We start from the raw sequence: 24,140 nt of genomic DNA, 5'->3' as shown, positions 1-24,140 counted from the left end.
GGTGATGGTTCAGAGCGGCTCGGTGTCGAAGAGCAGCATCGTCACCAGATCATCATCGCTGGCGAACTTTCGCCGGTCCTCCGCGCAGGCCCGGCCGATCTCGCTGGCAAAGGCGGTGCGAATGGCCTCCGGACTGTCGAAATAGAGGATGGCGACCCTGTAGGGCGTCTCCCCCGGCAGGACATTCATGATCGGCGAACGGCTGATCTCGTAGCGCCGCAGTCCGGGCAATTGCTTGGCCAGCGGCACGTGAATGTCGTGATAATGGCGCTCGAAGGCGACGGGATCGGCGGGGGTTTTGTAGATGACGAGCATCTTGGCCATGGTGGTGCTCCCTGTTTGAGGTGATCGCGCCGCGTCGGCGCCGCACCAATGTCGTTCGCCGGGAGCGGATTTCGACAGGCATGCCGGATTTTCGCAGGACCAGCGGCATGGCCCCGCGCCCGAAATTGACAGGACTGCTTGTCTCCGTCATCCTTGAGCCCAGTCGCCCGATGTGTGAGGGCGACCGAGGGCAGCGTCATGTTCAGTCCCGTAACCAGCCAGAATGCCAAGCGCGCCGCGGTGCGCAAGGCGCTCGACGCTCACAAGGTCTATATCACCGCACAGAGCTTTTCGGACGGTGCCTACAAGGCACGGGTGCTGGTCGACGGCGAAGCCTACTGGGTGGATGAGTTCCGGCTGAGCCAGCTGCAGCAGGGCCTGTCGCCGGCCGAGCTCGAACTGACGCCGGCCACCGACGATTGAGAGCGTGATTTCCATCGGTTCCGGAACGCGGCGGTTGCTCCCGCTCGCCAAACGCCTTGGGCGCTGACCCATGCCGGCTCCCGCCAAACTCAAGACCTATCGCGCCAAGCGCGAATTCTCCAGGACGCCAGAGCCGGCGGGCGGGCTCATTACCGGCGGCGGCAACCGCTTCGTCGTCCACAAGCACCACGCCACGGCGGACCACTATGACCTGCGCCTGCAGGTCGGCGATGTGCTGAAGAGTTGGGCGGTGCCACGCGGGCCTTCGCTCAACCCGGCCGACAAGAGGCTGGCGGTGGAGACCGAGGACCATCCGCTCGAATATATCGATTTCGAGGGCGTCATCCCCGAGGGCGAGTATGGCGGCGGGCCGATGATCGTTTGGGACGCCGGCACATGGGCGCCGATGGACGATGTGGAGAAGAGCCTGAGGACCGGCGCCTTCAAGTTCCGGTTGGCCGGCGACAAGCTCAATGGCGGCTGGATGCTGACGCGCCTGAAGCCCAAGCCCGGCGAGGACGCGGAGAAGAAAAACTGGCTGCTGTTCAAGGAGCGCGACCTTGCCGCCGACACGGCGCTGAACATCCTCGAAGCGCGGCCGGAAAGTGTGAAATCGGGATTGCGCATCGAGGAGCTGGCGGCAGCGGCGAAGCCGGCCGCGAAGTCCGCGCCCAAGCCGGGTTCCCTGAAACCAAGCACGCTGCCTGGCGCCGTCAAGGCACCGGCGCTCAGCCGCATCGAGCCGCAGCTGGCGACGCAGGTGCCAAAGCCGCCGGGCGGCGAAAGCGTTGCCGAGAACACGAACGAGCCCTGGCTGCACGAGATCAAGTTCGACGGTTACCGCACCATGGCGCATGTTTCCGACGGGCAGGTGCGGTTGATCACCCGTGGCGGCATAGACTGGACAAGACGCTACGGCGACCTGCCGCACGCCTTCGCCAAATTGCCGTGCCGCGAGGCGATCATCGATGGCGAGATCGTCGTGCTCGATGGCCGGGGCATCAGCCGCTTCGCGCTGCTGCAGGACGCGCTGGCCGAAGGCGCGGGCAGCAAGCTGCATTTCTATGCCTTCGATCTCCTGCATCTCGACGGCTGGGACCTGACGAAGGTGCCGCTCATCCGGCGCAAGGCGCTGTTGGGCGAGTTGCTCGCCGGTCTCGGCGCCAATTCCGCCATCCAGTTCTCCGACCATGTCGAAGGTTCGGGGCAGGGGCTTTACGACCAGGCGACGGAGCTCGGGCTGGAAGGCGTCGTGTCCAAGCGCGCCAATGCCATCTACCAGAGCGGCCGCACCAAGAGCTGGACCAAATGCAAGGCGCTCCAGAAGGACGATTTCGTCATCGCGGGGTATACGACCTCGCAAGCGGCGGAAGGGCTGGCCGCACTTGGCATGGCCGAGTGGGAGGACGGCGAACTGCACTATCGCGGCAAGGTCGGCACCGGCTTCGACCGCGATACGGCGGAGGATTTGCTGGCCCGGCTGGAGCCGCTGACGTCAGGCGCGTCCGCGCCCGAAGGCGTGCCGCGCGAAATCATGCGCGAGATGCATTGGGTGAAGCCGCTGTTTTCGGCGCGCATCCACTATGCCAACCGCACGGCGGACAATTCGTTGCGCCATGGCGTGTTTCGCGGCCTCAGGGATGTCGGCCTGTCGACGCCGGTCTCGGCCAAGCGCAAGCGGCTGATATCCGAGGCGGACCTCGCCACCATCTGGGTGACCAATCCGGAGCGGCGGCTGTTCGGCAAGACCGGGCCGACCAAGCTCGACATCGCCGTCTATTACGCGCTGGTGGGCGATTTCATGCTGCCGCATATCCTCGGCCGGCCGGTGTCGCTGGTGCGCTGCCCGACCGGCCTGCCCAAGGATTGCTTCTTCCAGCGCCACGCCTTCACCGGCATGCCGCCCTCGGTGGTGACGTTCCAGTCGACCAATTCCGAAGGCGAAACCAAATCCTATCTCTCGGTCGAAGGCGCCAAGGGCTATCTGGCGCTGGCGCAGTTCGGCGTCGTGGAGTTCCACACCTGGGGCACGCACCGCGCCAGTCTCGACAAGCCCGACCAGATCGTCTTCGACCTCGACCCGGGCGAGGGGATTTCGTGGCGCGAGGTGGTGGAGGCGGCCGTCCACATCAAGGGCGAGCTGGAGGGGCTGGGGCTGGTGCCTTTCGCCAAGACGTCCGGCGGCAGCGGCATCCATATCACCGTGCCGGTTACGCCAAGGCAGAACTGGAAGAAACTGCACCAGGCGACCAGCGCGATCGCCACGCATCTGACGGCAACCGCGCCCGACACCTTCACCACCACCATGGGCAAGGAAAACCGCAAGAAGCGCATCTTCATCGACTACCACCGCAACGCGCGCGGCCACACCTCCGCCGCGCCCTATTCGCTGCGCGCCCGCACCAATCTGCCGGCCTCGACGCCGGTGAGCTGGAGCGACCTGGAAGCGATCGATGCTCCGCAGGATCTGAACTATTCGTCGCTGCCGGGCTTGCTGGAGACGTCGGGCGATCCGTGGGCTGAGATCGACGAGTTTGCGCGGGATTTGCCGACACTGCGTTCGTCATCCTAGGGTCTGCGCCGCGTCGCTTCGCTCCTTGCTTCGCCCTAGGATGACGAAGCCTCGAGGCGTTCGGCCAATCACCAGCGCCTAAACCGCCATCGACGCTTCCGACAATTTGAATTATTCTCTCCCCACGACCTGAAAAGACGCAGCGGAAGATTTCGTCAGGGATTTGCCGGTATTGTGCGGGGTCGGTGTAGGATTTCCACGGCGCCAATCGTCCTTCGGACGAAAGCGCTGCAGAGAGCATGATCCCAAAAAGCGGGAACCGGTTTTTGGACAAGATCATGCTCAGTCGAAAATGTCAGTGCATGGCCGCGTAGGAGTGTATCATGGCGCCCAGGGCAAGTTGGAAAGGTTACCTCAAGCTCAGCCTCGTCAGCTGTCCGGTGCGGTTATACCCCGCGACCAGCGCGAGCGAACGCATCTCGTTCAACCAGCTGCACAAGAAGACCCACAACCGCATCAACATGAAGCCCGTCGATCCCGAACTCGGGTTGGTCGAGCGCTCGGATCTGGTCAAGGGTTACGAGTACGAGGACAAGCAGTACATCATCATCGATGATGCCGACCTCGACGCGGTGCGCATCGAATCCAATCACACGATGAACATCGAGGCCTTCGTCGACGAGGGCGAGGTCGACGTCATCTACCAGGACGCGCCCTACTACCTGGCGCCGGATGGGGCGATGGCGGAGGAGACGTTCGCCGTGCTGCGCGAGGCGATGCGCAAATCCGGCAAGCTGGCGATCGCGCGGCTGGTGCTGTCCAGCCGCGAACGGGTGGTGACGATCGGCGCACGCGAGAACGGCATGTTCGTGTGCACCTTGAGAAACCCGAACGAAGTGCGTGGCACGGCTGAATATTTCGGCAACATTCCGGCCGGCAAACCGGACCCGGAAATGCTTGAACTCGCCGAAGCGCTGATCAAGCAGAAGGAAACCACCTTCGATCCGAAGAATTACGAGGACCGCTATGAGATCGCGCTGATGGCGATGATCCGCGAGAAGCTCAAGGGCCACAAGCCGATCATCGCGGCGGCGCCCGAGCGCGGCAATGTCATCAACCTGATGGATGCGCTGAAGGCCAGCCTGTCGCAGTCGAAGCCGCCGGCCAAGTCGAAGAGCAAGGCCGATGAGGCGGCGAAGCCTGCCGCCAAGAAGGCGGCAGCGGGCGGGGCTCCTGAAAATCCGCTGAAGGCCAGTCTGCTGAAGGCGGTCGGCAAGAGCAAGAAATGACGGCACCGGCCGTCGCGGGCGGCGTCTTCGGCACGATCGGCGCGCTGGCGGCGTTTCCGCTCAGGCTCGCCGCCCGCGAGGTCGAGCGCCGGCATGGCCAGCTCAGGCGCGGCATCACCCGGCGCACCACGCATGTCGTGTTCGGCCGTACGCTTCTCGCCAAGGCTGGCCTCACGAAAAACGGCGATGCCGGGATCGAGCGCCGCGTCGCCGCCGAACGTGCGGCAGGGCGCATCCTGATCAGCGAGAACGGCTTCTTGCGCCTGCTCGGCTTGATGAAGGCGCCGGAAGCATCGTCGCTGTCCCGGCAGTCGCTGATCGACCAGTCTCGGCTGTCCGGCGCCGACCTCGATCTGCTGTCGCTCTTCGACGCGTTCGAGCATGAAGCGGAGCCCTATTCCTTCCGCGACCTGATCCTGGCGCGCAAATATGCCGGGCTGGTGGCCAGCGGCGCGACTTGGGGAGCGATCGCGCGCTCCGTGCACCGCTCCGGCCCGGTGGCTTCGCTCACCGCCAAGTCGCTCGCTGTCGGCTCGCAGCATGGCCGCGCCGACGGGATCTATCTCGAGGGCGGCCAGAGCGAACTCGACGGGCAGTTGCTGTTTGACCTGGGCAGCGCGCCGCAAGGCGACGACACGCTGGAAGACCTGTTCGCCGAGGCAGAAGCGGTGGAGGAGGGGGGCGACCATGACGGTGCCGCCACGCTCTACCAGCGCTGCCTCGCCATCGACCCGACCGACGCCATCGCCGCCTTCAACCGCGCCAACTGCCTGCGCGCCGCCGGCCACGCGGCCGATGCCGCGCATGATTATGCCAGGGCGATAAAACTAGACCCCGCCTTCGTCGAAGCCTGGTTCAACCTTGCCGGCCTGATGAGCGAGCAAGGCCGCGACGCCTCGGCGCGAAAGCACCTGCAGAAGGCGATCGCGCTCGACAAGGCCTATGCCGACCCTGTGTTCAATCTGGCGCGGCTGGAATTCGACGCCGGCAATCTGCCCGAGGCGCGGCGGCTGTGGGTGCGATATCTGGAACTCGACGCGGAGTCAGAATGGGCCGGGGTGGCGGCCAAGGGCGTGCAGTTCGTGGATATGCAGTTGGCGCGGACGGCGGGTTGAGGCCCTTTCCTTCTCCCCTTGTGGGAGAAGGTGGATCGGCGCGCCAGCGCCGAGACGGATGAGGGGTGCTGGAAGGAATGAGAGGTTGACGAGCTTGTTGTTTGCAGAGGCGTTGATGACCGTGTGCGCCAAGCTGGAACACCCCTCATCCAACCGAGCTTCGCTCGGTCACCTTCTCCCAAAAGGGGAGAAGGGGTCGTCAACGCCGGAGTTTCCATGACCAGCTTCCTCTTCGACGGCTTCGACACCGCCCCCGCCACCATCCTGCTCGCCCACGGCGCCGGCGCATCGATGGATTCGCCCTCCATGACCGCCACCGCCAATGCCCTGGCCGCCGCGGGCTTCCAGGTGGCGCGCTTCGAATTCCACTATATGGCGGCCCGCCGCTACGGCCAGCGCAAGCCGCCGCCGCGCGCCGAGACGGTGAACCCGGAATACGTCAAGGCGATCGCCGACTTGCGCGCCAGGGGCGTGACCGGGAAGCTGATCATCGGCGGCAAGTCGATGGGCGGGCGCGTCGCTTCCATGGTCGCGGACGAGATGTTCGCCAAGGGCGAGATTTCGGGGCTGGTCTGCCTCGGCTATCCCTTCCATCCGCCTGGTAAACCTGATCAGTTGCGCACGAAGCATCTGATAGGCCTGAAGACGCCGACGCTGATCTTCCAGGGCACGCGCGACGAGTTCGGCACGCGCGACGAGGTGGCCGGTTATGGGCTGTCCGATGCGATCGAGGTGGTGTGGCTGGAAGATGGCGACCATGATCTCAAGCCGCGCAAGAGCATTTCCGGATTTTCGGCGGCGGATCATCTGAAGACGCTGGCGGAGACGGTGAGGGCGTGGGCAGGCAGGCTTTAGGGCGCGTACGCCTCGCACCCTTTTCGACAGTCGGCGCCGCCCCTCATCTGGCTGCCGCCATCTTCTCCCCGTAAACGGGGCGAAGGGTGCTCTCGTCGCCGGTTTTCGCCAATCGCCAATCGCCAACGTTTCAGAAATGGCGCGGCGATGCGGCCAGCCTCTTTCTCCCCGTTTACGGGGAGAAATGCCCGGCAGGGCAATGAGGGGCAGCGCCACCATCTGCAATTGGCGGAGGCCTAGGGCATTTCACCGTTTCACGGAAACGGCGAACTGCTCTAACTCATTGTTTTAACGCAACTCCGGACGGAAAACCGTTTCACACTTTTCCTGGAATTGCTCTAGGAACCCGTTTCGTCAGCCCCTTGCGACCGTCTTCCGTTTCCTGCTTTCATGCACCGAATGAAAATCGCCACCTTCAACATCAACAACATCAACAGCCGGCTGGACAATTTTCTGGCCTGGCTGGTGGCGGCGAAGCCCGATGTCGTCTGCCTGCAGGAACTCAAGGCGCGCGATATGCAGTTTCCGCGCACCGCGCTCGCCGATGCCGGCTACGGCGCGGTGTGGAAGGGGGAGCCGACCTGGAATGGCGTCGCCATCCTCGCGCGCGGCGCGGAACCGGTGCTGACCCGCGACGCCTTGCCCGGCGACGATACCGACAAACAGAGCCGCTACATCGAGGCAGCGGTGAACGGCATCGTCATCGCCTGCCTCTACGCGCCGAACGGCAATCCGCAGCCGGGGCCGAAATTCCAGTACAAGCTCGCCTGGCACAAGCGCCTGGAAGCGCATGCCGAACAGCTTCTCGACACCGGCCTGCCTGTCGTGCTGGCCGGCGACTACAACATCGTGCCCGAGCCGCGCGACATCTACACCACGCGCTCCTATGACGACAACGCGCTCGTGCAACCGGAGAGCCGGGCAGCGTTCGCTGCCCTCATCGAGCAGGGCTGGGTCGACGCGCTGCGAAAAGTCTATCCGAAGGAGACGCTCTATACTTTCTGGGATTACCGCCGTAACCGCTGGCAGCGCGATGCGGGTTTGCGGCTCGACCACATCCTTTTGTCAAAAACGCTCGCCCGCCGGCTGAAGGGGGCGGGCATCGACCGCGACGTGCGCGGACAGGACGGCGCCAGCGACCATGCGCCTGTCTGGGTGGAGCTGAAGTGAGCGGCCGCGCGACAATCGTCACACGAACAAGCAATGCCAACGCGTAGACCGCTTCAGCGGCCTATCCGTGCTCGCCGTCAATCCAGCCCCAGCGGTGTTGGTCGATCAGGTTCCGAGGCTCAATCTATTAGGACCGGCGGAGCCGAGGCGGTAGCCGTGACCGATTTCAGATTGCCCCTTTTGACCAGGACGGGCCGTTCATAGGTTTTCTTCATGTTTCAAGCTCTCGACAATGGCGATGGCGTAAAATCATTTAAAGCGTCATATCAACACCGTTGACAGCCAGGCCATGCCGGAAAATCCGGCGAAGGCGCGATATTCTTATTGCGGCGAGGGTGTCGAGGGCACCGCAGCGACGATGGATTTCAGATTGCCCTTCTTGACCAATACGGGCCGTTCATAAATCTTCTTCATAACGCAAGCTCTCCACTATATCCCACGAGGACAGTGACACAACGCCGCCTGGTGTCAATATTTCGCCGGGGATAGTCCAACGCGTATCAGTGATGACTGTGGCAAATTAACACCGGTTCTTTTTGTGGCGATTGATCAAGCCGAAGAACACATTTTTGCGCCGCGACGCAGGCGGTCGTGATCAGCTTCGAACTGATCTCTTGATCGAGGTCACTAACCGATCTTCTTCGGAATTTTAAACGCATCCATCCGTCGCATGCGGGCACCGATGCGTTTTGCGATAGACGGTTGACGCTGGTAGTCTGGCCCGAGAGCCAGGCGAGGGGAAGCGCGATGAACAGATTGGCTGACAGGTTGGCTGCGCTTGTCCTTGCCGCGCTTGCGATCGCCTGCCTGGCGCTGGTCTCTCCGCTGCTCGGCGCTGTTGCCTCGCATGGCTTTTCCGGGCCGGGCGCGGATTTGCCCCGGTTGGCGGCTTTCTCCGTGGCGGCACTTGCCTGCCTGCTCGGCGCGGTGCTGTTCTGGGCCGGTCTGTTGCCGGGGCGGCCGGCGCATCTGGGCGGGACACCGCTGTTCGGCCGCGCGGCCGAGGTGCGGGAGACCGGCAGGCCCGGCCTGCGCAAGATCTTTTTCGCCTTGCCGTTGATCGTGCTGGCGGCGCTGGCCGCCGACCGGTTCGGCCCGTGGCATGATGGCGGCGAGGTTGCCAGCCAGCCGAGCGAACCGCCAAATGAACCGAAGACGGCTGAACCCAAGCCCAGTGAGCCCAAGCCAGATCAACCCAAACTTGCCGAGCCCAAACCCGGCGAACCAAAAGGCCAGGACGTGGCGGCCGCGCCACCGGCAGCGGAGCCGGCACCCGCGCCTGCACCGCAACCAGCTCCGCCGCCGGTAGCCGCCAACCCGCCGCCGGCACCGGTGCCGCCAGCGCCGCCCGTGGCCGTACCGCCACCCGCTCCCGTCGCGCCGGCGCCGCCGGAGGTCGCGGTCATTCCGCCGCCCACGGTGGCGCTGTTGCCGCCACCGCCGCCGGCGGTCCCAACGCAGCCCGACGGCCATCGCGACGCGGTCGTGTGGCTGGCGGTGGCGCCCGACGGCCAATCGATCATGAGCGCCAGCACCGACCATCTGATCAAGCTGTGGGACATTGGCGGCAAGCACCTGATCCGCAACCTCGGCGTCCACAAGGACATGGCGCGCACGGCGCTCTACATGCCCGACGGCGTCAGCGCGCTGACGGGGGGCGACGACGGCGAGATCGTGCTGCGCAAACTTGCCGATGGCGCCGTGCTGCATGTCTTCCAGGCCGGCCAGAATGGCGGCGTCAACAAGCTGGCGATCAGCCCGGACGGCAAGCGCGCCGTCAGCGGACACGATACCGGCAACGTCATCGTCTGGGATCTCGTCGACAATTCGGTGTTGCATGTGCTGACCGGACACGACTGGTCGATCAGCGCGGTGGCCGTCTCGCCCGACGGCAAGCAGGCGCTCAGCGGCAGCATCGACGGCACGCTGAAACTCTGGGACGTCGAAAGCGGCAAGCAGCTGCGCAGCTGGCATGGCCACGAGCAAGGCACCTATGGCGCCGTGTTCACCGCCGACGGGCACCATCTGATCACCGGCAGCGGCGACCTGACGATCAAGGTCTGGGATCTCGACAGCGGCCGCGAGGTGAAGCGCTTCGAGGGCCATGAGGGCACGGTCTACACGCTGGCGCTGTCGGCGGACGGCAAGCGCCTGCTGTCGGGTTCGCTCGACGGCACGGCGCGGCTGTGGGACATGGAAACCGGCAACCAGATCGCGATGTTCGACAGCCAGACCGGCCCGATCTACGCGGTGGCTTTCGCCCCCGACGGCACGGTGCTGACCGGCGGCTACGACCGCACCATCAGGGATTGGCCCGCGACCGGCGGCGACGGCGTGGTGCTGTTTGCCGGTGCGCCGCAGTGAATGCCGAAAAGCGTCAGCCTCGTTGATATGTCAACACATAAATTGACATTATCGTATTCTTTGTATATGTATGTATTTACAGATTGTCCTTTTCTGACAATATATGAGTTTACAATGAGCGTTAAGCAGGCCGTTCGCCGACAATACCAGGCCGTTGTGGATCTCACCCAAGGCGGCAACATCCAGGTCCCTTCGGAGGGCTGGATAAGGACGGTGCGAAAGGCGCTCGGCATGTCCGGTGCCCAACTGGCGAGGCGGATGGGCGTAACCCGCGCCCGTATTGCCCAGGTGGAACAAGCCGAACTGGAAGGCGGCGTCACCCTGAAGTCGATGCAGGCCACGGCCGAGGCGATGGGGTGCCGCTTCGTCTATGCTTTCGTGCCGCCCGAGACCATCGAGAACCTCATCATCGCGCAGGCGCGGAAGAAGGCGCAGGCGATTGTCGCGACGGCGGGCAAACATATGGCGCTGGAAGACCAGACCGTGACCGACGGCCGGACTCGGCAAGAAATGACCCGGCTGATGAACGAGCTGATCCATGAAATGCCGTCCGATTTCTGGCAGGACAAATGATTGCACCGGACTATCCCGACGGCGCGACGCCACTTGATCTCAACGAGCTCGCCGGACTGAAGCACAGGCACATCACCACTCAGGCCGAGCTTGATGAGCTGGAGCAGGCCAACATCACCTCCGGCCTGCTGTGGCTTTCCAGGACACGGAGGAAGGACGTGCTCACTCCCGGTTTTGCCGTCGAGCTTCATCGGCGGCTGTTCGGCGACGTGTGGACCTGGGCTGGAACATTCAGGACGACGGGCAAGAACATCGGCGTCGATCCGGTGCAGATCGGGGTGCAGTTGCGTGCGGCGCTGGATGATGCGCTGTACTGGGTGGATCGTGACACCTACGCGCCGCTGGAAGCAGCCATTCGGCTTCACCACCGGATGGTGTTCATTCATCCGTTTGCAAACGGCAATGGGCGCCATGCCCGCATCCTGGCTGATGCCATGCTTGAGAAGCTGTACGGCGTCGGGCCGGTCGACTGGACCGCCGGGGCCGATCTTCTGAAAATGAACGAAAGGCGGGCGGCTTACATCTCGGCATTGAAGGCAGCCGACCGGCACGACATCGGTCCATTGCTGGCTTTTGCCAGGCTGACGGGAAAGCCTTGATGTGACCAAGGGTCTGCCGTGGCCGACGCGGGCGGGGGGGCGCATTGTTGGGGTGTGCTTGGGCGCCCGCGTCAACCAGGGCGGCTCGTACCACCGCGACAGCATCATTGCATATCGCGGGCCCGCCGAAACTTCCGCGAAAGCGGAATAGGCAGGAGCTAGGATCTGATAGCCGGTTCGCCGGGGCTGTTGCGTGAAACAGTTTCTCGACTCTGCCGCATTGACCCGCGGCGGGCGGGCGGCGAGGACTGGCGCTTTCAACAGGAATGGCACCGGTGAGCGAACAGACGATCTTCCGCAACGCGAAACTGGCCGATGGGTCGCTGGCGGATCTCTGCGTTACCGACGGCCGCTTCAACGCCATCGCGCCCGCCGGCAACGCGCCGCCGGCCGGTCCTGCAGCCATCATGGTGGACCTTGGCGGCCAGCTTGTCGTGCCGGCCTTTGTCGAGGGACATATCCATCTCGACACATCGTTCCATGGCGACGCCTGGCGGCCGCATATTCCTTGCACCAACGGTTTCGACGTGCGCGAGCGCGTTGCCTTCCAAGCGCAAAACCTTGCCGCCGCCGCGCCGATGGCCGAGCGCGCCAAGAACCAGCTCGAACTGTGTATCGGACATGGCAGCCTGGCCATGCGCAGCCATGTCATGGTCGATGGCTCGGTCGGGCTCAGCCATGTCGAGACCGTCCTTGCCGTGCGCGAGACATACCGCGACCTCATCGACATCCAGCTCGTCGCCTTCCCGCAAAGCGGCATTCTGTCCTCGCCCGGCACGGCGGAGCTTCTGGACGAGGCGCTGAAGCTCGGCTGCGACCTCATCGGCGGGCTCGACCCCGCCAGTTTCGACCGCGATGTGAAGGGTCATCTCGATGCGGTGTTCGGGCTGGCGCAAAAGCATGGCGCCGGCGTCGATATCCATCTGCATGATGGCGGCACGCTCGGTCTGTTCCAGGTCGAGGAGATCGCGGCGCGGACCAAGGCGCTCGGCATGGCAGGCCATGTCGCGGTCAGCCATGCCTATGGCCTTGGCGATATTCCGGCCGACGCGCTGGCGAAGGCCGGCGAGATGCTGGCCGCCGCCGGCGTGGCGATCATGACCAACGCGCCCGGCAACCATGCCTTTCCGCCGGTGGCGGCCCTGCGGCAGGCGGGGGTCACCGTGTTCGGCGGCTCCGACAACATCCGCGATTCCTGGTGGCCCTATGGCGATGGCGACATGCTTTCGCGCGCCAACATGATCGGCTACCGCTCCGGCTTCTACGAGGACCGCGAACTGGCCGACGCCTTCGATGTGGTGACTCATGCCGGCGCCAAGGCGCTCAGGCTGGCGGATTACGGCATCATGGTTGGCGCCAAGGCGGATTTTGTCGCCATGCGGGCGCTGCATGTGCCCGAGGCGGTGGTGGCCGTGCCGAAGGACCGTACGGTCTATCGTCGGGGCAAGGTGGTGGCCGGGGACGGGACGATACTAGCGCGCTGAGGCGGCGTTCCAAGGCGCTGGAACGCTCCGGAGCGCGGATCGGTCAATTAGCCGCTTCGCGATCAGCTTGCTGAAACGATCGCGCCGGCACCGAAGACAGGGCGTGTGAGTCCGAGGACGCATCGCCGAAATAGAGCGCGCCGCCAAGGACGAGGAACACAATCCCCACCACCACCAGCCCGACCATCAACACGGCGATGGCCGTACCGGGGCCGTGGCCTGTCCTGGTGATGATGGACCGATGTGACATCACTCTTCCTCCGAAATGATCAGGTCTGGGACCTTGCGGCAAACGACGGCGGGGGGCGGGATGTTCCTGGTGAAGAGTGTTACCGGCCCTTTGCGTTTCCTTGCAGGACCAAGGTCTTAGGTGGCTGCAGCAAAGGTCCGGGAGGCCCTGTTCAGTTCCGGCAATGTCCATTGGACGTTCCGTTATTTTAGCTAAAAGAGATATATCCAAGCGGCCACTGAGGCGGCCATGTTGCCGCCAGATATGCCCGTCCGGCGTGGCCGTGGCCTGGTGTTTCGGCTGCCTGGAAGGCCTACCAGCCCATCCATTCGCGCGTGCGCCAGGCAAGGCCGGCAAAGGGCGCCATCAACGCGATAACGACAAACATCAGCGTGAAGGGATGCTTGGTCACGGGAGGGCGGGGAGCCATGGCGCCATATCCTTGCTGGGATTTCATCGAATGCGTGCACAACGTCGCCGGGGCGTCCTGGTTGCATCGAGGGCAGGGCCATGCCGCCGTGGCTGGAACCGGATGCCGGCGCAGGCGTTTTCCTGATGTGACCGGTGAGGCTGCCACCTCCGCCGGCATCGTCTGAGGCTCGCTCTGCTCCCGGCAGGGCGGGCCTTTTTCGTCGCATTGCGCAACCGCATGCGGAACGACATCGCACGCTTCACGTTAGCTATCGCTAAGGCAATCGCGGAATCGTGCTTACGGAAGAAGCGCTATACGCATCTTTCCGGACAAAGTGTATCTTTGATTGATTTCATTAAATTTGAGAATTAATTTCCAGTTATTGCGTCATAATCCGAGCGATACCGCTCATGCGTAAAATCAACCAAGATTGTCTTTGTTGGGCGTGCCGCATTTATTCCACAAAGCGCGATGGAACCTCATGGTGCCGGCCGAGTTTTCCTTCCGGGTGGCAATTGGACATATACAATGGAGGTTACCATGAAACATTATCTTTCGAGTGCGGCAGCCGCGATCGTCCTGATGGGCGGCATGGGTGTGGCCATGGCGGACACAATCGTCGTCCAACCCGAGCAGGAGACGGTGGTTCGCGAATACGTCAAGAAGCAGCCGCTGGCGTCGGTGAATCTGCTCGGCGTCGAGCTCAAGCTCGGCTCCGCGGTGCCGGACAAGGTCGAGTTGCGCGAGGTGCCGAATGTCAAGTACCGCGTCGCCGTGATCAACGACCAGACTGTCCTGGTCGATCCCGATACGCGTCAGATCGTCGAAGTGCTGCACTGATCCATGGCTCGGCCATAGTGGGTGCGACACCAGTCCAGCCTTGGGAAAAGCCCGCCACGGTTCGTGGCGGGCTTTCTTGTGAAGTGGCCCTTGCCGCCGTCTATTCGGCGGCCAGCTTATCCTGCGTCTTGGTGTCGAAGTCGCCGGCGTCGTGGCGCTCGTGCAGCTGCAGGGCCGGCTCGCCGAAGGCGCGGTTGACCATGCGGCCGCGCTTGACCGCGGGGCGGGCATCGATCGCCTTCGCCCAGCGCTGCACATGGCTGTAGTCCTGCACCGACAGGAACTCGCCGGAATCATTGTACATGCGGCCAAGCGCCAGCCCGCCATACCAGGGCCACACCGCCATGTCGGCGATAGAGTAATCCTTGCCGCCGAGATATTCGGTCTCGGCCAGCCGGCGGTCGAGCACGTCCATCTGCCGCTTCACCTCCATCGAGAAACGGTCGATGGCATATTCGAATTTCTGCGGCGCATAGGCGTAGAAGTGGCCGAAGCCGCCGCCAAGATACGGCGCCGAGCCCATCTGCCAGAACAGCCAGGACAAGACTTCGGCGCGCGCCGGCTGCTCTGTGGGCAGGAATTCGCCGAACTTTTCGGCGAGATAGACCAGGATCGATCCGGATTCGAAGATGCGCACCGGCGTGGCGCCGCTGCGGTCCATCAGAGCCGGGATCTTGGAGTTGGGGTTGACCTCGACAAAGCCGCTGCCGAACTGGTCGCCATCGTTGATCCTGATGAGCCAGGCATCGTATTCGGCGCCCTTGTGGCCAAGCGCCAGCAGCTCCTCCAGCATGACGGTCACCTTGACGCCGTTCGGCGTCGCCAGCGAGTACAGCTGCAGCGGGTGCTTGCCGACGGGCAATTCCTTGTCATGCGTCGGCCCGGCGATCGGCCGGTTGATGCTGGCAAAGGCGCCGCCATTTGCCTTGTTCCAGGTCCATACTTTCGGCGGGGTGTACTCTGTCATGTCGGCCTCGAATGGTGGGGGAGGGAAGAAAGGATTGCGCAGATCCATCTACAGCTAGGGCTGCAGGGCGGGAAGTTCAACTTGCGTTGAACTATTGTCAATGTCAGCGCTGCCCCTCATTGTCCCACCGGACATTTCTCCCCGTACAGTGACGGGGAAAAGACGCTCTCATTGGCTCTTTCGCCAATCACCAATGTCGCAAGAAGAGCGCCGAGGCCAGCGCGGCTTTCCCTTCTCCCCGTCACTATACGGGGAGAAGGTGCCGGCAGGCGGATGAGGGGCGGCGCCGACTTCTACAATTGAACCCTCTACCCTTGCGCGATCTCCCCCAGCGCATACCTATAGACGAAGCCGCCAAGGCATTTGCATCGCAGGACAAAATCATGGCCATCAATCCCAATCCGCGCTCCGTCGTTGCCGTGCGCGCCACCGTTCCGGACGATGCCTTCACGGCCGGCGCGCTGGGCACGCTCAGGGAGGGCAGCGGCGTCGTCATCAGGGATGACGGGCTGGTGCTGACCATCGGCTATCTCATCACCGAGGCCGAGGAGGTCTGGCTGACCGCGCATGACGGCCGTGTCATCCCGGCGCACGCGCTGGCCTATGACCAGGAATCGGGCTTCGGCCTGGTCCAGGCGCTGGCGCCGACCGGCCTGCCGGCCGTGCCGCTGGGCGATGCCGGCAAGGCAAGGATCGGCGACGCGGTGGTGCTTGCCGACGGCATCGGCCGGGCGGTCGAGGCCAAGATCGTCACCAAGCAGGAATTCGCCGGCTACTGGGAGTATCTGCTCGATGAGGCGATCTTCATCGCGCCCGCGCATCCGTCCTGGGGCGGCGCGCCGCTGTTCGGCGCCGATGGCGCACTGCTCGGCATCGGCTCGCTGCGCCTGCAGATGAGCCGCGCCGGCGAGGTCGCCGATATCAACATGGTGGTGCCGATCGATCTGTTGCCGCCGATCCTCGACGATCTGCTGACGCGCGGACAGGTGGCCAGGCCGCCACGTCCATGGCTTGGCGCCCTGTCGGCCGAAAGCGACGGCAAGGTGGTGGTGATGAGCGTGACCGAGGGCGGCCCGGCGGCAAAAGCCGGCCTGCGCCAGGGCGACGTCATCTCCGAGGTCCGCGACGGCGCCGTCGATGGGCTCGCCGATTTCTATCGCAAGCTATGGGACAGCGGCTCGGCCGGTGCCGAAATCCCGATGCGCGTGGTGCGCGACGGCCGCGAGACCTGGCTGCGCGTCAAATCCGCGGACCGGGGCAGTTTTTTGAAGAAGCCGCAGTTGCAGTAGGCGCGTCGGCCGGGCGATGCATCCAAGACTGCTCAGGACCTTTCTCGCGGTGGCGCGCGGCCGCAACATCACGCGCGCGGCCGAGGCGGTTCATCTCGCGCAATCGAGTGTCAGCGATCAGATCCAGACCCTCGAGGCCGAGCTTGGCGCTGCCTTGTTCACGCGCTCGAAGTCGGGCCTGGACCTGACGCCGGCGGGACTGGCGCTGAAGCCGATCGCCGAGGAACTGCTGCGGCTCGACGGCGAGGCGCGCGCGGCGGTGCTGCTGGCCGCCGGGCAGACAAGCGGGGCGCTGACCATCGGCGCGCTGGAAACGATCGCCTCGGCCCGTCTGGCGCCCTGGCTGCCGGGGTTCCAGGCCAGCCATCCCGAGATCACCGTGCGGATGAAGGTGGCCGACAGCGGCACGCTGCGGCACCTGCTGGAGGACGGCGATATCGATGTCGCCTTTTGCTTCGAGCGTCGCGACGGCGGGGGCGCTGCCGCCGATGAACGCCTGGCCAGCCGCACGATCGGGGCCGAACCGCTGGTGCTGGTCGCGGCTCCGGGGCAGGCCACCGCGCCATGCGCGCTGCAAGACCTTGCCGCGCTGCGTTTCGTGGCGACGGAGCCTGGGTGCGTCTACCGTCATATGGTCGACACTGCTTTCGCCGAGGCGGGCATGGCGGCACCGAGGTTTGCCGCCGAAGTCGGCAGCATCGGCGCCATCGTCCGGCTGGTGGCGGCCGGCACCGGCCTGGGCCTCGTTCCACGCCTTGCCGTCAGCGACGCGCTTGCGCGTGGCGATCTTGTCGAACTGCCATGGCTCGGCCGGATGCGGGCGGCGCCGCTGGCGATGATCTGGCGGCGCCGGCGCGTCCAGCCGCCGGCGCTCGGGCAATTGCTCGCCGCGGCGCGCGACATGCTGGCGCCAGAACGCTCCGGGGCTCGTTCAGGTCTTGAATCGGCCGATGGATCCAAGGTCTTGTTTCCAAACAATTCCCTGACGACGGGCGCCGCCAGCTAAACCAGCCGGTGCCCGCCCTCGACATGCAGCGTCGTTCCGGTGGTAAAGCCATTGCCGATCAGGAATACGATGGCGTCGGCGATGTCGTCCGGTCGGCCGACCCTGCCGACGGGCAGCCGCTCGGCCATCGCGGCAAGCGTCTCGGCCTTGCGGTCGCCGGCGACCTGCGCCCAGATCTCGGTATCGACCCAGCCGGGCGAAACGGCGTTGACGCGGATCGGCGCGAGTTCGACGGCAAGCGCCCGCACCAACCCTTCGAGCGCGGCGTTGACCGCGGCGACGACCGAGCCGCGCGCCGCCGGCCGGTAGGCAGCGATGCCGGAAACGAAGCTCATCGAGCCGGCTCCGGCCAGCCGTGGCGCGCCGTGCTTGGCGAGCAGCAATGGGCCATAGACCTTGCTCTCGACCACGCGTTGCGCCGCCTTGAGGTCAAGTTCCGGCAGCAACCTGTAGGCGCCCTGAATGTCGGCCGCCGTGCTGACAATGTGGTCGAGCCCGCCGATGCGCGCGAAGAGATCGGCGACCTGGTCTTCCCGGGCGATGTCGACCACGGACACATCGAGGTTCGTTGGGTTGCCAAGCGCTTCGCGCGCCTGTTGCAGCCTCCGCTCACCACGTCCGGCGATGGTGACCGTCGCACCGGCCTCGACGCAACGCCGGGCCAGCGCCAGGCCCATGCCGGAACCGCCGCCGACGATCAGGATCTTCTGGTTCGAAATGCTCATTTCGCTCTGCCTTTGCTGGATTGGACACAGGCAGGGATTGGCAGTTCGGCGCGGGCCAAGGGAAACGGAAGAAACCGATGGCGCCATCGGAAATGCCGATGATGCCGGGCAGAGGGACGTCTCGTTCAACGCGGGCTGTCCCAGACGGCGAACAGCAGCGCCTTCAACTGGGCGAGGCGCTCCGGCCCGGTGCGCCACTCTTCCTCGATGTCGCGCAATATGTCGACCATCTTCCAGAAAGCGGTGGCCGCCTTCGCCGTCGGAGCGGACGAGATAGCCATAGTCTTCGAGGCTGCCGGTTAATCGCCTGCTTGTGCTGGCGAAATGCCGTCCCGCGCGAGCCGTTTGGCTCTCCTACTCGCGTTCCGCGCTCGCGAACACCACCAGGTTCCCGTCTGGATCGCGCATGCGCATGATCCAGAAATGGTCGGCCTCCTCGATCGGGCCGGGTTGGAGGCCGGCCGCCACCAGCCGCTGCCGTTCGGGTGCCAGGGGCAGGACGCCGAGCGTCAACGTCGAGGTGCCGGCCTTGTCCTTGTCCTCGAACAGCTGCAGCTCGGCGCTCTCGGTGAAGTGCCATTCGGCCAGCCCCGGCATCGGCCGGCGCAGCGGCGGCTTGCCGAAGAGCTTTTCGTACCAGCCGATGCTCGCTTCGAGATCGGAACAGCTGACATGGGCGAAAATGGTCTCTATCGCCATCGGGACCTCCATCGGGCGGTTGCACTGAAGCCGCAACGCGGCGATGGATGGGCCGTTCCGTTGCTTCGCGTCGGCGTGCCCCACTGCTGCCTAAAACTGACAGTGGACTGCGCCATGATGCGGGCAATCGCACCATGACGGAGGCAATATGAAAGTGGCGCCAGCGACAATGATACCGAACCGGCGGGCTGGCTGATGGCGCCGGTCAAGGTCGATCCCGCCAAGGTCCGGGAATTCCCCGACGCGGCCAGTTTCCACGCCTGGCTCGGCCAGCACCACGCCACGGAAACCGAAGTGTGGATCAAGATGCACAAGGTCGGCTCGGGGCTGAAGTCGATCACGCCCAAGGAGGCCATCGACGTCGTGCTGTGCTTCGGCTGGATCGACGCCGTGCGCAAGGGGCTGGACGAGAACAGTTTCCTGCAGCGCTACACGCCGCGCGGCAGGAAGAGCATCTGGAGCAAGATCAACATCGACAATGTCGCGCGGCTGGTCGAGGAGGGCCGCATGACCGGGCATGGGCTGAGCCAGGTCGAGGCCGCCAAGGCCGACGGGCGCTGGGCGCGCGCCTATGGCAGCGGCAAGGAGATGAAAATCCCCGACGATCTGCAAGCGGCAATCGATGCCGAGCCGGCTGCGAAGGCGATGCTGGAAAAACTCAGCGCGCAGAACCGCTTCTCGCTCGCCTTCCGCACCCACAACATGAAGACCGAGGCGGGACGCCGGAAGAAGATTGAGACGTTTGTCGAGATGCTGAAGCGCGGCGAGACGATCCATCCGCAGGGGAAGAAATAGGCTCAGGCGCCCGCGTGCGGATCGATGCCGTAGGGGTGGACGGGGAAGCCGGGACCGATGGCGTCGCGCACGCGGTCGGTCCAGGCGAGGAATGCCGGGTAGTCCGCAAGAGAAAACCCGCAATCCTCCGCGCGGTGGCTGTAGGCATAGATAGCGATGTCGGCGATGGTGAGGTCGTTTCCGGTGAGGAATGGCGTCTCGCCAAGGCCGCGGTTCAGGGCGGCGAGGGTGCGCGCGCCTGCCTCGCGCTTGCCGGCAACCATGGCCTGGTTGCGCTCGAGCCGCCCGGTCAAGGTCCAGAAACGCAGCGAGCCGATGACGGGCTCGACATTGTATTGCTCGAAAAACAGCCACTGCATGATCTTGGCGCGTTGATAGCGATCCGAAGGCAGCAAGGGGGTGCCTTCGGCGAGGTAGGATCGCGTTGGATTCGGCGATGGCGCTGCCGTCCTCGAGCTCAAGCACGGGAACCGCGCCGGCCGGGTTGAGCGACAGGAAAAGCATCGGTGTGGCTTTCGCTCTCGAAAATCGAGACGATGCGCGTGTTGTGAGGGATCTTCAGCAGCCCGAGCAGAACCCTGACTTTCCAGCCATTTTGCGATGGCAGATAATCGTGAAGCGTGAGCATGGCCGGGTCCTCGTGACGGATCAACGATCGCATGGCGCGATGCCGGCCGACACCCGATTCCCGCGCAATCAATTCATGCATCCGACCGCACAATGACTGCGATCTCCACCATCTAATAAATCAATGTCGGCCATGCCATCTTTCCCCGAGACGATCGACAGCAGAGGCTTTCCCCCGATGAACGCACATCACGGCAAAGTCGCCCTCGTCACTGGCGCCAATCGCGGCCTCGGGCTGGAGACCGGCCGCCAACTGGCGGAACTCGGCTTCATCGTGCTGCTCGGCGTGCGCGATCTCGCCAAGGGCGAGGCGGCGGCGACAGAGATCGATGGCGATGCGCAGGCCATCGCGCTCGATGTCGCTGCGCCAGAGGCCGCAATGCGGGCCGCCATGGATGTCGAACGCCGCTTCGGCCGGCTCGACGTGCTGATCAACAATGCCGCCATCCACTACGACACCGGCTCGCGCGCCTTGCGGCCCGACTGGACTGTGATCCGCGAGGCGTTCGAGACCAATGTCTTCGGCGCCTGGCGGGTGGCGGCCGCCTTCGCGCCGCTGCTTGGGGCGGGCGGTCATGGCCGGCTGGTCAATGTGTCGTCCGAAGGCGGTTCGCTGGCCTCGATGGGGGCAGGGGCGCCGGCCTATTCGACATCGAAGGCGGCGCTCAATGCGCTGACCCGCGTGCTGGCGGCTGAACTGCGTGGCTCCGGCGTGCTGGTCAATGCCATCTGCCCTGGTTGGGTCGCCACCGATATGGGCGGGCCGGGCGGTCGTCCGGTAGCGCAAGGCGCGGCCGGAATCGTCTGGGCCGCGATCCTGCCCGATGATGGCCCGACCGGCGGTTTCTTCCGCGACGGCAAAAGACTGCCGTGGTGAGGGCGATTTCAGACAGGAGGCGACGATGAGAATAGGAATTCTGGGCGCCGGCATGATCGGCGGCACGCTCGGACGGCTGTGGGTCGAGGCCGGACACAGCGTGGCCTTCGGCGTCAGGCATCCCGAAAGGCTGCGCAAGATGCTTGGCGAATTCGGCGGCAGCGCCACCGCCGGACCGGTCCTTGACGCCGTCACCGGCGCGGACGCCGTGCTGGCCGCCATTCCGTTTCGGGCATGGCCCGATGTCGCGGCCGAGATCGAGGCGGCACTCGGCGACAAGGTGCTGCTCGACGCCACCGTGCCGGATCCGCCGCGCGACGGCGCCTTCGGCGACGCCGCGCTTGCCCGCGAGGACGGCGTGGCTCTTGCCGTGACGCCGCTCGTGCCGCGCGCGCGGCTTGTTCGCGTCTTCAGCACCGTCATGTGGACGACGCTGCGATCGCAGGCGCATCGCGCCGGCGACAGGATCGGCATTCCGCTCGCCGGAGATGATGCCGGGGCCGTTGCCACCACGGCGCGGCTGGTGGGCGATGCCGGCTTCGATCCGGTCGTGGCCGGACCGCTGTCGCAGGCCCGCCGCTTCGATCCCGGTACTGTCGTCTTCGACAGCGGCATGAGCGGTCCGCAGGTTCGGGCCGCACTCGGCATTGCCTGATGACGGTTCAACAGGTGAATCGCGAAATCGCGCTAACTGCCTGTTTTTGCTTCAATCGGCGCGGGGCTGCCGTGCCTCGCTTCCTGGTTGGCGCCAACATCGCGGGTGGACGAAGGGCTGCATGACCGCTACCTTTTCGAACGCCGCGACGATCGCGCGGCGGAACCGGTCGCGGAGTCCTTGCCGTTGAGAAGATTTGCTTCGTGGGCGATGACGTTGTTCCTCGTCGCCGCCGTCGCGTGTGCCGCAACCGGCGCCACCGCGCAGACCGATCAGTCCTCGTCCCTGTCCGCCAAGGAGATAGCGGTCGGGATCAAGGCCGCGCCGCCCTTCGCCTTCAAGCTGCAGGACGGCACCTGGTCGGGGTTGAGCATCGATCTCTGGCAGAAAATAGCCGGGCGGCTCAACCTTCGCTTCCGCTATGTCGAAGTGCCAAGCGTGCAGGACCAGATCGACGGCGTCGTCAGCGGCAAGTTCGATGCGGCGATGGCCGCGATCACGGTCACCGCCGACCGCGAAAAGGTCGTCGATTTCACGCAGCCCTTTTTCTCGACCGGGCTCGGCATCGCCACGCCGCTCAACAGCCAGCCCTCCTGGCGGCCGGTGTTGCGCGCGCTGACCTCGTTCGGATTCCTGCAGGCGGTGCTGGGGCTGATCGTCATATCGGTGGTGGTCGGCGTGCTGATCTGGATGTTCGAACGCCGCCACAATGATGATTTCGGCGGCGGCGTCGCCAGGGGCCTGTTTTCCAGCATGTGGTGGTCGACCATCGCCGCGACACAGGCCAGCACCGGCGATTTCGGGCCGCGGACCGTGCCGGGACGTGTGCTCGCCGCGATCTGGATGATGGGCTCTATCATCGCGATCGCGGTGTTCACCGCCGGCGTCACATCGGTGCTGACGGTGACGCAGATGGAAGGCATGGTGCAGGGCGAAAGCGATCTCGCCAAGGTCAGGGTCGGCGCCGTGCGGAATTCGTCGACGGCGTCCTATCTGGATTCGACCCATACCCGTCATCAGGACTTCGCCACGGTCGAGCAGGGCCTCGACACGCTGCGCGCCGGCAAGATCGATGCGCTGGTCCACGACAAGCCGCTGCTTGGCTGGCTGGTCGGGCAGAACTACGCGACCAACCTGCAGGTTCTCGACGCGAGCTTCGACCAGCAGCAATACGCCATCGCGCTGCCGCTCGGCAGCCCGCTGCGCAAACCTCTCGATGTCGCCCTGCTGCAGACGATGGAGAGCGACTGGTGGAAGCAGGCCGTTTTCCAGTATCTGGGCGAGAAATAGCGCATGCAAGGGGCAGCGCGCGCATCCCGACGCGCAAGAAAAAGCCGCCCCCGCTTCATGCGAGTGGCGGCTTTTTCCCGGGAGGAAGTCAGGGGGAAGTCAGGGCAGCTCAAGCAGCCTTGGCGTGCTTGTGGCCATGCTTCTTGTGGGTACGGATGTGGTGATGCTTCCTGGCGGCGTGCCGGTGGCCGTGCTTCTTGCCCGCGTGCCGGTGAGCGTGCTTGCGCACATGCCTGTGGTGCTTCCTGTGGTGCCGGTGACGCTTGTGCGCGGCCGCCTTGACCGGCGTCTTCGCCGCCTCCACTGCAGGAGCGGTCGCGGGGGCGGTCGTCGTCGCCGGAGCAGTCGTCGTCGTGGTGGTCGTGGCCGCCGCGTTGGCGGTGCCGACAACAGGCATTGCCAGACCGAGAGCGATGGCCAGGCCGAGCGCGGAGAGGAGGGGCTTGTTCATGATGGGCTTTCCTTCGAGGGTTGCTGTCACTGGTTGAGGTCGATCGGTGTCACGCCCAGCAGCTTCAAGGCGTTGGCGTAGGTCCGGATGCCTTGCGCCTGCTTGCGCTCGGCGCAGAACCGGTTCGCTTTTTCCTTGAGGGCCGTTGCCTCCGCGATCTCACTCACGCTGGCACCGGGTTCGGCTTTGGTCTGGATGGCTCCGTCGAGTTGGAGGCCGAGCCGGCTGCAATATTCGCTCCGGGTAACCGCCGCCTCCGCGCCCGACGATGCGACCGCGAGCATGGCAAGTGAAATGCCTGAAACGGCACCCATCCATGCGGTCGAACGTCGTTGCATTGTCGGGACCATCCCTTTGCGTTGGTGTGGCGGTCTCTGTCCGGCCGCCGCGAGGATGGTTATCGCAGATGATGTTTTCCTCAGTTTTTCCCGGATGTTGAATCTTGTTTCTGAAGTGTGTCTGACGGGTTTTTCTTTCTCCCCTTGTGGGAGAAGGTGGATCGGCGCGTAGCGCTGAGACGGTTGAGGGGTGGGTGACGGAGTGCCGTCGGCGCCAAGCTGGAGCACCCTC

General features: G+C 64.8%; 25 protein-coding genes and 1 pseudogene. 17 read left to right on the top strand and 9 right to left on the bottom strand.

Annotation, left to right across the window (positions count from 1 at the left end; genetic code table 11):
• Positions 1–9 precede the first annotated feature (9 nt).
• Positions 10–324, bottom strand: coding sequence for an EthD family reductase (locus AC07SZ_RS10000; protein WP_065005286.1), 315 nt, complete (start codon positions 322–324; stop codon positions 10–12).
• A gap of 198 nt (positions 325–522) precedes the next feature.
• Between AC07SZ_RS10000 and AC07SZ_RS09995 the strand changes: the two genes are divergently transcribed.
• The 10 genes from AC07SZ_RS09995 (at position 523) to AC07SZ_RS09950 (ending at position 12,708) form a co-directional block, all read left to right on the top strand.
• A complete protein-coding gene (locus AC07SZ_RS09995; RefSeq protein WP_065005287.1) occupies positions 523–747 on the top strand; it encodes a hypothetical protein in 225 nt (74 codons plus the stop codon).
• 70 nt (positions 748–817) lie between these two features.
• Positions 818–3,319, top strand: a complete 2,502-nt coding sequence (gene ligD / locus AC07SZ_RS09990) for a DNA ligase D (protein WP_494914095.1) — start codon at positions 818–820, stop codon at positions 3,317–3,319.
• 323 nt (positions 3,320–3,642) lie between these two features.
• Entirely contained in the window at positions 3,643–4,548 is a 906-nt protein-coding gene (gene ku, locus AC07SZ_RS09985) for a non-homologous end joining protein Ku (protein ID WP_056571131.1), read from the top strand.
• Positions 4,545–5,663 (top strand): tetratricopeptide repeat protein, encoded by a 1,119-nt coding sequence (locus AC07SZ_RS09980; protein ID WP_494914094.1) that lies wholly within the window; start codon positions 4,545–4,547, stop codon positions 5,661–5,663. The genes ku and AC07SZ_RS09980 overlap by 4 nt, the downstream gene beginning before the upstream one ends.
• Before the next feature lie 216 nt (positions 5,664–5,879).
• Entirely contained in the window at positions 5,880–6,518 is a 639-nt protein-coding gene (locus AC07SZ_RS09975) for an alpha/beta hydrolase family protein (RefSeq protein ID WP_494914093.1), read from the top strand.
• A 399-nt stretch (positions 6,519–6,917) separates the two neighbouring features.
• Positions 6,918–7,688 carry an exodeoxyribonuclease III gene (gene xth / locus AC07SZ_RS09970; RefSeq protein WP_494914092.1) on the top strand — a complete coding sequence of 257 codons (771 nt, stop codon included), beginning with the start codon at positions 6,918–6,920 and terminating at the stop codon, positions 7,686–7,688.
• 747 nt (positions 7,689–8,435) lie between these two features.
• Positions 8,436–10,052: a WD40 repeat domain-containing protein gene (locus AC07SZ_RS09965; RefSeq protein ID WP_494914091.1), complete on the top strand. Its 1,617-nt coding sequence runs from the start codon at positions 8,436–8,438 to the stop codon at positions 10,050–10,052.
• Positions 10,053–10,625, top strand: coding sequence for a mobile mystery protein A (locus tag AC07SZ_RS09960; RefSeq protein ID WP_494914090.1), 573 nt, complete (start codon positions 10,053–10,055; stop codon positions 10,623–10,625). It abuts the gene before it with no gap.
• The gene (locus tag AC07SZ_RS09955) at positions 10,622–11,224 is read left to right on the top strand and encodes a mobile mystery protein B (RefSeq protein WP_056571144.1); all 603 of its coding nucleotides are present in this window, start codon (positions 10,622–10,624) and stop codon (positions 11,222–11,224) included. Before AC07SZ_RS09960 ends, AC07SZ_RS09955 begins: the two co-directional genes overlap by 4 nt.
• 266 nt (positions 11,225–11,490) lie before the next feature.
• Complete coding sequence (locus AC07SZ_RS09950) at positions 11,491–12,708, top strand: amidohydrolase family protein (protein WP_494914089.1); 1,218 nt, start codon at positions 11,491–11,493, stop codon at positions 12,706–12,708.
• A gap of 43 nt (positions 12,709–12,751) precedes the next feature.
• Here the strand turns inward: AC07SZ_RS09950 and AC07SZ_RS09945 are convergent, their stop codons facing one another.
• Positions 12,752–12,958: a hypothetical protein gene (locus tag AC07SZ_RS09945; protein ID WP_056571148.1), complete on the bottom strand. Its 207-nt coding sequence runs from the start codon at positions 12,956–12,958 to the stop codon at positions 12,752–12,754.
• 931 nt (positions 12,959–13,889) lie between these two features.
• Between AC07SZ_RS09945 and AC07SZ_RS09940 the strand changes: the two genes are divergently transcribed.
• Complete coding sequence (locus tag AC07SZ_RS09940) at positions 13,890–14,189, top strand: DUF1236 domain-containing protein (protein WP_056572083.1); 300 nt, start codon at positions 13,890–13,892, stop codon at positions 14,187–14,189.
• Between the two features lie 100 nt (positions 14,190–14,289).
• Here AC07SZ_RS09940 and yghU read toward each other — a convergent pair whose 3' ends face one another.
• Positions 14,290–15,156, bottom strand: a complete 867-nt coding sequence (gene yghU / locus AC07SZ_RS09935; RefSeq protein ID WP_056571150.1) for a glutathione-dependent disulfide-bond oxidoreductase — start codon at positions 15,154–15,156, stop codon at positions 14,290–14,292.
• A 383-nt stretch (positions 15,157–15,539) separates the two neighbouring features.
• Here yghU and AC07SZ_RS09930 point away from each other — a divergent pair, with 383 nt between their 5' ends.
• Entirely contained in the window at positions 15,540–16,445 is a 906-nt protein-coding gene (locus tag AC07SZ_RS09930; protein ID WP_056572084.1) for a S1C family serine protease, read from the top strand.
• A gap of 16 nt (positions 16,446–16,461) precedes the next feature.
• A complete protein-coding gene (locus tag AC07SZ_RS09925) occupies positions 16,462–17,451 on the top strand; it encodes a LysR family transcriptional regulator (RefSeq protein ID WP_494914088.1) in 990 nt (329 codons plus the stop codon).
• Here the strand turns inward: AC07SZ_RS09925 and AC07SZ_RS09920 are convergent.
• From AC07SZ_RS09920 to AC07SZ_RS09910, 3 genes are all read right to left on the bottom strand, one after another.
• Positions 17,448–18,176: an SDR family oxidoreductase gene (locus AC07SZ_RS09920; RefSeq protein ID WP_494914087.1), complete on the bottom strand. Its 729-nt coding sequence runs from the start codon at positions 18,174–18,176 to the stop codon at positions 17,448–17,450. The two genes, AC07SZ_RS09925 and AC07SZ_RS09920, sit on opposite strands and share 4 nt — an antisense overlap.
• A gap of 125 nt (positions 18,177–18,301) precedes the next feature.
• The gene (locus tag AC07SZ_RS09915) at positions 18,302–18,457 is read right to left on the bottom strand and encodes a hypothetical protein (RefSeq protein WP_494914086.1); all 156 of its coding nucleotides are present in this window, start codon (positions 18,455–18,457) and stop codon (positions 18,302–18,304) included.
• A gap of 73 nt (positions 18,458–18,530) precedes the next feature.
• Positions 18,531–18,875: a VOC family protein gene (locus tag AC07SZ_RS09910; RefSeq protein ID WP_065005370.1), complete on the bottom strand. Its 345-nt coding sequence runs from the start codon at positions 18,873–18,875 to the stop codon at positions 18,531–18,533.
• Between the two features lie 195 nt (positions 18,876–19,070).
• On the opposite strand from AC07SZ_RS09910, the gene AC07SZ_RS09905 reads away from it, so the two are divergent.
• Positions 19,071–19,670: a YdeI/OmpD-associated family protein gene (locus AC07SZ_RS09905; protein ID WP_056571158.1), complete on the top strand. Its 600-nt coding sequence runs from the start codon at positions 19,071–19,073 to the stop codon at positions 19,668–19,670.
• 2 nt (positions 19,671–19,672) lie between these two features.
• Here the strand turns inward: AC07SZ_RS09905 and AC07SZ_RS09900 are convergent.
• Positions 19,673–20,298, bottom strand: a pseudogene (locus AC07SZ_RS09900) (glutathione S-transferase family protein).
• Between the two features lie 177 nt (positions 20,299–20,475).
• Between AC07SZ_RS09900 and AC07SZ_RS09895 the strand changes: the two are divergent.
• From AC07SZ_RS09895 to AC07SZ_RS09885, 3 genes are all read left to right on the top strand, one after another.
• Complete coding sequence (locus AC07SZ_RS09895) at positions 20,476–21,174, top strand: SDR family NAD(P)-dependent oxidoreductase (RefSeq protein WP_494914085.1); 699 nt, start codon at positions 20,476–20,478, stop codon at positions 21,172–21,174.
• 25 nt (positions 21,175–21,199) lie between these two features.
• The gene (locus AC07SZ_RS09890) at positions 21,200–21,829 is read left to right on the top strand and encodes an NADPH-dependent F420 reductase (protein WP_494914084.1); all 630 of its coding nucleotides are present in this window, start codon (positions 21,200–21,202) and stop codon (positions 21,827–21,829) included.
• Positions 21,830–22,015: 186 nt separating this feature from the next.
• On the top strand, positions 22,016–23,119 hold the full coding sequence (locus AC07SZ_RS09885) for a transporter substrate-binding domain-containing protein (protein ID WP_246738960.1): 1,104 nt from the start codon (positions 22,016–22,018) through the stop codon (positions 23,117–23,119).
• Between the two features lie 109 nt (positions 23,120–23,228).
• Here AC07SZ_RS09885 and AC07SZ_RS09880 read toward each other — a convergent pair whose 3' ends face one another.
• Together AC07SZ_RS09880 and AC07SZ_RS09875 are read right to left on the bottom strand one after the other, a co-directional pair.
• Complete coding sequence (locus AC07SZ_RS09880) at positions 23,229–23,570, bottom strand: hypothetical protein (RefSeq protein WP_172372870.1); 342 nt, start codon at positions 23,568–23,570, stop codon at positions 23,229–23,231.
• 26 nt (positions 23,571–23,596) lie between these two features.
• A complete protein-coding gene (locus AC07SZ_RS09875) occupies positions 23,597–23,908 on the bottom strand; it encodes a hypothetical protein (RefSeq protein WP_494914083.1) in 312 nt (103 codons plus the stop codon).
• Positions 23,909–24,140: the final 232 nt, after the last annotated feature.

It is taken from the genome of Mesorhizobium sp. GW821-FHT07A06 (genome assembly GCF_059419085.1).
This window is presented reverse-complemented; position numbering and strand designations above follow the sequence as displayed.